Source organism: Bacillus sp. 7884-1 (assembly GCF_002272245.1).
In the GTDB taxonomy this organism is placed as follows: Bacteria; Bacillota; Bacilli; order Bacillales; family Cytobacillaceae; genus Neobacillus.
On record NZ_NPDD01000238.1, the window covers coordinates 1 to 9,799 of the forward strand.

A 9,799-nucleotide genomic window follows, 5' to 3' on the forward strand; every position below is an offset into this window, starting at 1 on the left:
CAGTGTGCCAAAATCAATAATAAGCTTTAACATAGCCAAATTTAAAAAAATGGATTAGCAGAAAGGATGGACATGATGAAAAAATTAAATATTTTATCGAAAGTGACAGAATGTGGAGTTGTTGCGGTTGTCAGGGCAGATTCAAAGGAAGAGGCCGTTAAGATTTCCGAAGCCTGTGTTAGAGGCGGTATTCAAGGAATTGAGGTTACTTTTACCGTGCAAGGCGCTGATGAAGTAATTAAAGAATTAGCTTCTTTGTATAAGGACCATAGTAATGTAGTAATTGGAGCAGGAACGGTTCTTGATTCTACCACAGCCAGAATTGCGATTCTAGCAGGAGCAGAGTTCGTTGTGAGTCCTGCCTTTGATGAGGAAACAGCAAAGCTATGTAATCTCTATCAAGTGCCATATATGCCAGGCTGCATGACCATCACTGAGATCAAACGTGCACTAGAAGCAGGAGTGGATATCGTTAAATTGTTCCCTGGAAATGCATTCGGTCCTGAATTTGTCAAGTCCGTAAAAGCACCGCTTCCACAAGTAAATATCATGCCAACTGGCGGCGTGGACTTAGATAACGTTGAACAATGGATCAAAAATGGATGTGTCGCAGTTGGAGTAGGCGGCAACCTAGTAGCACCAGCCAAAACAGGAGAATACGAAAAAATCACCGAATATGCAAAGCAGTATATTGCTAAAGTCAGAGCTGCGAGGGACTAGGGGACGGTTCTCCTGGCCCACTTTTAGTAAAAAACTTGGGATGCAAGTATTATTAAGGAGGAAAAAATATGATGCCAACGAATTTAAAGGACACGACTACTTTACATAATGGTGTGAAAATGCCATGGATGGGATTAGGCGTTTTTAAAGTAACTGACGGGGAAGAGGTTATCCAGGCTGTAAAGGCTGGAATAAGGAATGGATACACTAGTATCGACACCGCCTCTTTTTATAAGAATGAAGAAGGTGTGGGACAAGCCATTCGAGAATCGGGTGTTCCCCGTGAAGACTTGTTTATTACGACAAAGCTTTGGAATGCCGATCAAGGCTATGAATCTACCTTACAAGCCTTCGAAACCAGTCTTGACAAGCTTGGGCTCGATTACTTGGATCTTTATTTAATTCACTGGCCTGGGAAAGATAAATATAAAGAGACATGGAAGGCTTTTGAGGAGCTTTACAAACAAGGGCGTGTGCGTGCCATTGGCGTCTGTAACTTTCAGGTTCACCATTTAGAGGATTTAATCGCTTCTGCCGAAATTAAACCGATGGTCAACCAGGTAGAGTTTCATCCACATTTAACACAAAAAGAGCTGCTGGCATTTTGTAAAAACGAAGGGATTCAACTGGAAGCGTGGTCGCCGTTGAAACAAGGACAACTTCTAAATCATCCTATTCTTGAAGAAATCGCTCATAAATATAATAAATCTGTTGCACAGGTTATCTTGCGCTGGGATCTACAACATGGGGTCATTACGATTCCAAAGTCTGTCAAAGAACAACGAATTATTGATAACTCAAACGTTTTTGATTTTGAATTATCCTCAGAGGATATGGAAAAAATCGATGGATTAAATCAAGACAGTCGTGCAGGATCACATCCAGACACAATGAGTGTTGGTTTTTAATTAGAGCTCTTTTCTTAAACATTGATGCTTTTTGTAACAGAAATTAATGGTTATGCTGTGTTTTAGAAGAAAACAGCATATATTTAATTAAGAAAAGAGCTTGCAAACTAAATTCAAAGGCGCAAAATAACTATTTCCACGTTAAAATCGGCTTTAAGATTTTAACAGTAATTGTTGCGAAAACAGCCTAATGAAATGAAGCACGAGGAAGGTTCTCGTGCTTCATTTTTTATGTCCTAGAATTTTACGTTTTTCCTCCATCATGACTGTAAGGTTTTACCCAATATTAATAGTTGAAAAACATTAGACCAGGTAATAGGAAAGAAACTACCATAATTACTACTCCCAGTATGGTCACCAGGACATTCTTTTTCCAAATCCCCAAATGTATGACCGCTAATCCAAAGAGAAAACCAATAAAAATAATTATCCCACTTGCTTTTATAATGATGAATCCACCGAGTACAGCCAACACCAAAAAACTAATGATAATCAGCAAATTTATACGCCCTTTCGGATAGAAATCATGTCACACTTTTTATCATTATATATGATACCATTAATAAAGCGATGATAATGTTGAAATAGTCTGTTTATTAGTATAATGCTACACAAAGGGGAGGCATAATATGAAGCAACTTTATATAAAGCAGAAGGTATTCAGTCTTAGTGGCAAATTCACAGTAAAGGATCAGCAGGAGAAGGATGTATATTACGTGGAAGGAAGTTTTATGCAAATTCCAAAGACTTTCTCCATTATGAATACAACAAGAGATGAAGTAGCACTCGTTACGAAAAAGGCGTTCAGCTTTTTACCGAAGTTTTTTGTCGAGGTGAATGGTCGAGAGGTATTCACGATTAAGAAGGAGTTTTCCTTTTTAAAAGCACGCTATACGATTGATGGTGCAGACATTGAAGTACAGGGTAATTGGTGGGATATGGATTTCCAGGTAGTACAGCATGGTGAAGTCGTAGGTCAAGTGAGCAAGGAATGGTTCACTTGGGGAGATAGCTACAAGGTTCAAATATTGAACGAAGAGATGGAAACCATTATGATTGCACTCGTTGTTGCCATTGATTGTGTGAAGGCCGATCAGGCCGCTGCTTCTTCAGCAGCGACAACTTAATGTCGAAGTGTAAATAGTAAAGGCTAACGGGTTATCATAAACCAGAATTTGTCCTTCATCCAGTGGATGAAGGACATTTATATTTAAGCTAAAACAACGTCCTAATATTGACCTAAATCAAGTTAATCGATGATTTGGCTCGTTAAAATAAGCTTATAAAAATTAAAGGAGACAGAATATCATGACAAGATTCGGATTATTTGAGAAGATAATTAAGAAATAAGTAGTTACGTGTAGAAATATAAGTGAAATATTACATAAAAAGCTGCAGCATATTCAAAAAAATTTAATGATTCTTGTGAAGTGATTCACAAATAAGGGGAGAAACTCATTATGAAAAAACATATAAATGGAACTAAAATGGCAATCATTTGGACTATATTACGAATTTGGTTAGGACTTCAATGGATTGAAGCAGGTTATTATAAAATAAGTTCTGGGTTTGAAGTAAGTGGATTTTTACAAGGCGCAATCGCGAATGCAAGAGGAGATCATCCTACCGTTCCAGGTTGGTATGCCGGATTCCTCGAAGGATTTGCGTTACCCAATATAGAGTTTTTTAACATCCTTATTCCTTGGGGAGAATTCCTTGTTGGCTTAGGATTAATTTTAGGGTTAGTGACCATTCCGGCCTTAATGGCTGGTGCCTTTATGAATTTTAACTTTATTATGGCGGGGGTTGGGTTATCCGGCCCAGATTCAAAGCTTTTCGCAGTAGCAATGATTCTAATATTTATTGGAAAAGGGAGGTATTACTACGGTCTAGATAGAGTTGTTTTCCCATATGTAAAAAAACACATTTCTGCCAAAAAGAAGTATGCTGCAAATTGAATGATAGCACTACTTCAATAGATGCGGTGAACTGTACCATTAGTAAATGAGGTCTTTGCAAATAAAACTAACAGCACTCACTCTTTTTTGATAGAGAAGTGCTGTTTTGTTATTTGAATACCTAAATGAACATTGCTTTAGCTTCCTTTAATATTCTCCTTTAATGACAAAATACGAGCCCCGAATGGTTCCAGCTAGTTTAGATTTCTGCCTAGCAAACTTAAACTTCCCTTCTAACTCCTTTGGTACCTCCATACCCTCAGAAAGCTTAAAACCAACGGCACGCTTCGGCTTAGGGCCATCAATCGTATAAAGGACGTTGACCTCAAGACCATCTTCATAAAAGACGTAGGTCCAATTGATATTTTCCACTTGGAAGCGCGACGTTTCTAAAGGCTTGGCCGCAAACTCAATATCCCGTTCTTTTTTCAAAATTTGGTTCACATAATCAAGGGTTTCCTGGCTTTCGCTCGCTGGTACAACCGTAAATTCATGCTTGTATTTGTTCATAAAGTAACGAGCTTCATTCGCACGTAAACCAGCAAGTGCATCTGCTATTGGTGAAGATTCTAAACCAACCGTAGAAACAGTCTTAAAATCAACGGTATAGGACATTTCCACCCTCCTTATATTTCATTATTTCCTAACAACCGGAATCCACATTTCACCAAAGACTAAGCCATCGCGCTGCCCCATCTCAACCGATGCATTTGGGCCGCCAACATAGGCAACATCCGCTGCTTCTGGCAAGGCTTGGCCAAAGGCAATGCCAGTTAGTATATTACTCAACTCTTCAGAACTTCCCGCTTCCCCTTTCACAACGAGGTATTCCCCTTTTGGAAATTGGATCAATCTTGTTGCTTCTGGTAAGGATTTTTCTGTCATGACCCCAGCATAATGCATCATCTTGTTATTCACCGCTTCGTTCACGGCAAAAATGTAGTCGTTTGTGGCTACAGCTTTTAAAGTTTCAAGCGTTCCATCTTGTTCGACAGAATGCCAAAAGTCTGCTTTTTCTTTGGTTATGCCAGCATAGTCTGTGTAGTCGCTCTTAAGCTCAGTTCCAAAACCTAAAACGGTAAAGCTATCTTTTTCCACTAAATTATAATTTGCCATATTCAAAACCTTCCTTTTTTTAAAATGATTCAAATGATTTGTCTTTTCATCTGATAAGTTTATAATAGCCTTAAATCATGTCAAAAAGTGATACTGTTTAGGAGGTGCGTAGCTGAATGAAAAAGGTTGAACGGATTAATATCATCATGCGATATATCAACAACCGGTCCCACTTTACCATTTCAGAAATCATGCAAGAATTTAATATTTCTCGTTCGACCGCTATTAGAGACATCAGAGAAATTGAAGCCATGGGGATGCCGCTTGTTGCTGAAGTTGGAAGGGATGGGGGCTACTTTGTCATGCACAACTCTGTCCTGCCTGATGTTCGCTTTACCGATAATGAGGTCAAAGCCCTTTTTATTGCCTTTATGGCCACAAGAAACCAACAGCTTCCCTATCTTAAAAGTCGTCAGTCTTTAGCTGAAAAGTTACTAGGTCTCATCTCAGTAAACCAGCAAGATGACCTCGTTCTTTTAAATCAAATCTTGCTATTTGAAGGGACCAACCCGAATAATCCTGACCTGCTTGATCTTTCAGACCTCCCACATCCGATGTTAGAAAAACTCATCCAAATCCTTCTTTTGGATCGATATTTAATAATTACCATTAAAGAGGAGAATGTAATAAAATCCTATCCTATTTATCTCTTGAACCTTTATCGTGAAAAAAGCCTTTGGCTGATTGAAGGCTTTGACATAAAGGAAGAAAAGAAGCAGATTTTTCAAGTCGACAATCTCACCAATGTCAAACCCTGCCCAACGAACAAAAGATGGAGTAAGAAAAAAATTCTAGAAAAACTAAGTAAGCAGAATGAAGTAATCAACCTTTACCTTGAGCTTGGACCTAAAGCGATTGCCCAGTTTAAAAAATACCACCCTCTAAAATTATCCATTTCCTACACGAATCCTTACCAAGCCACAGCCATTCTAAAGACTTTTATCAATGTCAATAATCCCGAAGAAATGACTGAAATAACAAATTGGCTGCTTTTCCTCGGTGAAGATATCAAGGTCAAGGAAATGCCAGTAGAAGTTTACGAAGGTCTAGAAAAGAGATTAAGCTTATTCTGCCCATAAGCAATGCCAGTTACACTATATTTGTTACGGTGAGCCGTATCATCAGTAAACACAAATTTACTTTTAGTGAAAGTTTTAAAGAACTATTCACTGTTCTTGACACTTCTTTCAACTGGTGAATCGCTTTCATTAAAGGAAGTTTCTTAATGAAGTAAATCTTTTTGTTTTTGGTAACCAAATGGAAATATTTGATTTTATGTAAATAAGTCGAAAATAAGGTGAACAAAGCTTTGTATATTTTCGACTTGATGCTAAAATACCAGTTTATCAATCACATCTGTACTTGAACTTAGGCTCTGTCTGAATATAAAAAGCATTTCTTACTTGTGCACTCCAATTTTCAAAGGCCGATCTCCATTCAGCAGTGCTAAAGAATTGATCAACAGTTTGAGTTTCAGAATGCCAAACTATAAAGACGTTGAGTGGGGCAATTCCTCCAGCCCAAATTCCATTATTTGCGTCAGTATCTTCTTCCCTAACTAATAATAAGGGTAGACCAAATTGAAAAGCCATAGAAGGTTCTACTTGTGAATAAACTGATCCTACCCGGGGTTAATAAAGGCCAATAATTTGTCCTTCATCGAATGAATGAAGGACATTTACGTATGAGTTCTATTGATAGGAAGGTAGATCTTCAGACTAAACCAATTATCATTCAATTCTGCAACCATTTTCCCGTTCATTTTCTCCACCAGCTTATTAGAGAGATAAAGACCCAACCCGCTAGCTTCCGTATTCGTCCTGCTGGAGATTTCCGAATAGAAACGCATAAACACTTTTTCAATGGCGACTGTACTATCTGGTTTGATGTCATTTGTTACGCTTAAAATAAAATAGTCTCCTTCACTGCCGTAGCTGATTACTGCTTTACTTTTAGCGTAACGAAGGATATTTTGAACGATATTTTGGAACACACGTACAAGCATTAATTTGTCAGCAATAATATGTCTGTCCTGTATTTGTTCGGGAAATTGGAGATCAATTTTCTTTTCCTCCAACTGTTCATAAAAGGACAAGAAGATTTCTTCTACTAAGTTGGGGAGAGAAATCGAAGATAAGTCTATTTCTTTCTGATTTGTTTCCATCCGTGCTAAATCATAAAATTGGTCGGTCATTTCCAACAGACGTTTCACGGAGTGTTCGATCACCTTGAGATAGTGCGCTCTCTTCCTTTCATCCGTAGCAGCATGTAAGAGTTGAACGTATCCGTTGATGGACGTGAGAGGTGTCCTTAAGTCATGAGAGAGACCAGCGATTGATAGCTTTACGTTCTCTTCCATCTGTTTTGCCTGGCGATTTTTTTCTTCGAATGCATCGATCATTTGATTCAATTCATCTACTAAATCCATCAATGTCTTCTCGCGAAATTGAAGAAATAGCCTGCTGCCAAAGCTAGAAGTGTTTGGGATTTCCTTTACCTTCTGTTTCAATTTGCTTATTTCTCTCTTTAAGAAGGAGATATAGAGAAGAAGCGCAAATGCTAGGAAGACAAATATCCATACCCACATAACATTCACGCTCCTTTCGTTAATCAAATTTGAAGCCTATGCCCCATACGGTTTTAATATAGTTTGTATCACCTGTGTTAAGCTTATTTCGTAAATTACTGATGTGCATGTTAATCGTTTTATCACTATCAAAGTATGGTTCATTCCAAACACTTTCATAGATATTGGCACGACTGAATACTTTTTGTGGATTTTCTAGGAATAGCAGGAGTATGGCGAATTCACGTCCAGTAAGATGGAGTGCTTCGTCATTGATCTTAACTTCACGCGTGTCTAAATTCATGCTGATGTTTTTGTAATGAATTTCTTTTCTATCACTGATTGAAGCCTTTGTGGAATGACGTAATTGAATCTGTATTCGTGCAAGGAGTTCCTTCACATCAAAAGGTTTTGTGATGTAATCATCTGCACCATTCGTCAAAAGCTCTAACTTCGACTTTTGATCACTTTTTGCTGAAATCACCATTATGGGAACACCAGAATTCTGCCGAATTTCTTGAAGGAATTCTTCTCCATTCATCCCTGGAAGCATCAAATCTAAGAGAATTAAATCTATCTGGTTTTGTTCAAATAGCAATTTCCCCTCAGTCCCTGAATAAGCACTTAGGGTTTGAAAACCACCTAAATCTAATGCTTCTTTGATGAGAGAATGAATTGCCATATCGTCTTCAATGATTAATATCGCTGCCATATCTACCGACCTACTTTATATCTGTTCGTTTAAACAGTAAGATTCCTACTACGGATGATAATACGATGGTAATGAGACTGACCAATACCATCTCAGGAAATTTTGCGATATCTGTACTCTTTGCAAAATCTGAATAGAACAAGAATGATTCTGTAAACCAGAAGGTGACCTGCTTAAAATGTTTGGTTTGCAGGAAGACACCAGCACCAAAACCTGTCCCAATGGTATAGAGAAAACTCCAGATAAGGGAGGTGGCGCTGTTTTTCGTTAGAAAGCTAATCATGACATAGATGGATACATTTGCCAAAATTAATAAATATAGAGTACTAAATGATTGGATCGCAAAGCTAACGTAATCGCTAATCCCTGCCACATTACCAAAGCCAAAAACAACTGAAAAGCTGACTATGCCGATGGCTGTCATGACGATGAGACCAAAGAGGGAAAGGAGGGAAGCAATCACTAACTTTGACAGATAAAAATGCGTGCGGCTTCGGCCTATTGATAACGCATTTCGAATCGTTCCATGTTGAAATTCTTCCCCAATAAAGAAACTAATAAAAGCACTCATCACAAGTAAAATGGTTAATCCATTCTTTTCAATCATTAATATTCCTGTTGCTCCATTGATAACGGTGTCGACTGCTTGGACAAGTTTCGTTCCATAATGGACGGCCAATCTGCTATTAGCGGCTTGATAGATAGGAAGAAAGGATAAAATCCCTAGGACAATCCATATTTTCTTAGTCCGAAATAATTTAATTTTTTCAGCTGTTAATAGATTAAGCACGGGGGGTTCCTCCTGTTAATTGCAAGAAATAATCTTCAAGTTTTTGTCTAGTTGTGCCAATTCGCGAAACGTTCACATTAGCTAACACTAACGAACGGTTGATAGCAGCAACGTCATCTAATCGTTCGAAAATGTTGATGCCAGTCCCATTGATGACTTCATAATCCCTTATCCCTAATTCGTCTAGTACAACGACGGCTTTTTGGACCTCCGCTGTTTCTAATTCAATGTATTGGCGACTTTCACGTGCCAGCTCTTCTTTTGAAAGTTCACGGATTAGTTTTCCCTGATGCAAAATACCGTAATGGGTAGCAACCTGTGAAAGCTCATCAAGCAAGTGACTGGAAAGTAAGACTGTGATTCCTCGCTCTGATACCAAGCGTTGTATTATCTCACGCATTTCCACAATCCCTGACGGATCAAGACCGTTGGTCGGCTCGTCTAAGATTAAAAACTCAGGGTTTGTAATAAGGGTAGAGGCAATGGCTAAGCGCTGGCGCATTCCTAAGGAGAAGTTTTTTGCTTTCTTTTTTCCTGTATGACTTAGGTTCATCATATGCAGTAAATCATCAATCTCTCGTTCGCTTACACCACCGTTTGCCGCTTGTACCCGCAGATTATCACGAGCTGTTAATTCTGGATAAAGGGCAGGCGTCTCAATCGATTGTCCCATTTTTCTTCGAGCATGCTGCAATCCCTTTGAGCCGGTTTCCCCAAACAGTTCGATATTCCCTTCGTCAATGGTGATTAACCCCATAATGACGCGCATAAATGTCGATTTTCCTGCGCCATTCTCGCCGATTAAGCCGTAAATCATCCCGCGCTTAATTTCAATAGATACTTTATCAAGAGCTTTATGCTTACTATATAATTTTGAAATATTCGCTGCCTTAAGAATCGTTTCAGACATTATTAATCATCCCTTCGATACTGATGAACTTAGTATAAGTAGAAGATATAAAGAATCAAACTAGGAAAGTATAAAAAAAGTGTAAAGACCGGACCATGGGCGGACCATGGGGACGGTTC

The 9,799-nt window shown here is 38.5% G+C and carries 11 protein-coding genes and 1 pseudogene; 5 read left to right on the forward strand and 7 right to left on the reverse strand.

Annotation, left to right across the window (positions count from 1 at the left end; all coding sequences use genetic code 11):
- Positions 1-75 precede the first annotated feature (75 nt).
- From CHI06_RS25665 to CHI06_RS25685, 4 genes are all read left to right on the forward strand, one after another.
- Complete coding sequence (locus CHI06_RS25665; protein ID WP_095251491.1) at positions 76-720, forward strand: bifunctional 4-hydroxy-2-oxoglutarate aldolase/2-dehydro-3-deoxy-phosphogluconate aldolase; 645 nt, start codon at positions 76-78, stop codon at positions 718-720.
- Positions 721-791: 71 nt separating this feature from the next.
- Positions 792-1,628 (forward strand): aldo/keto reductase, encoded by an 837-nt coding sequence (locus tag CHI06_RS25670; protein ID WP_095251502.1) that lies wholly within the window; start codon positions 792-794, stop codon positions 1,626-1,628.
- A 629-nt stretch (positions 1,629-2,257) separates the two neighbouring features.
- Positions 2,258-2,755, forward strand: coding sequence for an LURP-one-related/scramblase family protein (locus CHI06_RS25680; protein ID WP_095251493.1), 498 nt, complete (start codon positions 2,258-2,260; stop codon positions 2,753-2,755).
- 333 nt (positions 2,756-3,088) lie between these two features.
- The gene (locus CHI06_RS25685; RefSeq protein WP_095251494.1) at positions 3,089-3,586 is read left to right on the forward strand and encodes a DoxX family membrane protein; all 498 of its coding nucleotides are present in this window, start codon (positions 3,089-3,091) and stop codon (positions 3,584-3,586) included.
- 147 nt (positions 3,587-3,733) lie between these two features.
- On the opposite strand, the gene CHI06_RS25690 is transcribed toward CHI06_RS25685, so the two are convergent.
- Together CHI06_RS25690 and CHI06_RS25695 are read right to left on the reverse strand one after the other, a co-directional pair.
- The gene (locus tag CHI06_RS25690) at positions 3,734-4,201 is read right to left on the reverse strand and encodes a phage tail protein (RefSeq protein WP_095251495.1); all 468 of its coding nucleotides are present in this window, start codon (positions 4,199-4,201) and stop codon (positions 3,734-3,736) included.
- 21 nt (positions 4,202-4,222) lie between these two features.
- Positions 4,223-4,702, reverse strand: coding sequence for a GyrI-like domain-containing protein (locus tag CHI06_RS25695; protein WP_095251496.1), 480 nt, complete (start codon positions 4,700-4,702; stop codon positions 4,223-4,225).
- Positions 4,703-4,818: 116 nt separating this feature from the next.
- Between CHI06_RS25695 and CHI06_RS25700 the strand changes: the two genes are divergently transcribed.
- Positions 4,819-5,781 (forward strand): helix-turn-helix transcriptional regulator, encoded by a 963-nt coding sequence (locus CHI06_RS25700; protein ID WP_095251497.1) that lies wholly within the window; start codon positions 4,819-4,821, stop codon positions 5,779-5,781.
- 267 nt (positions 5,782-6,048) lie between these two features.
- Here the strand turns inward: CHI06_RS25700 and CHI06_RS25705 are convergent.
- The 5 genes and pseudogenes from CHI06_RS25705 to CHI06_RS25725 all read right to left on the reverse strand — a co-directional run.
- Positions 6,049-6,327, reverse strand: a pseudogene (locus CHI06_RS25705) (hypothetical protein); the annotation flags it as partial.
- 53 nt (positions 6,328-6,380) lie between these two features.
- Positions 6,381-7,289 (reverse strand): sensor histidine kinase, encoded by a 909-nt coding sequence (locus CHI06_RS25710; protein WP_095251498.1) that lies wholly within the window; start codon positions 7,287-7,289, stop codon positions 6,381-6,383.
- Between the two features lie 19 nt (positions 7,290-7,308).
- Positions 7,309-7,980 (reverse strand): response regulator transcription factor, encoded by a 672-nt coding sequence (locus CHI06_RS25715; RefSeq protein ID WP_095251499.1) that lies wholly within the window; start codon positions 7,978-7,980, stop codon positions 7,309-7,311.
- Positions 7,981-7,990: 10 nt separating this feature from the next.
- On the reverse strand, positions 7,991-8,770 hold the full coding sequence (locus tag CHI06_RS25720) for an ABC transporter permease (RefSeq protein WP_095251500.1): 780 nt from the start codon (positions 8,768-8,770) through the stop codon (positions 7,991-7,993).
- Entirely contained in the window at positions 8,763-9,680 is a 918-nt protein-coding gene (locus CHI06_RS25725; protein ID WP_095251501.1) for an ATP-binding cassette domain-containing protein, read from the reverse strand. Before CHI06_RS25725 ends, CHI06_RS25720 begins: the two co-directional genes overlap by 8 nt.
- Positions 9,681-9,799 lie beyond the last annotated feature (119 nt).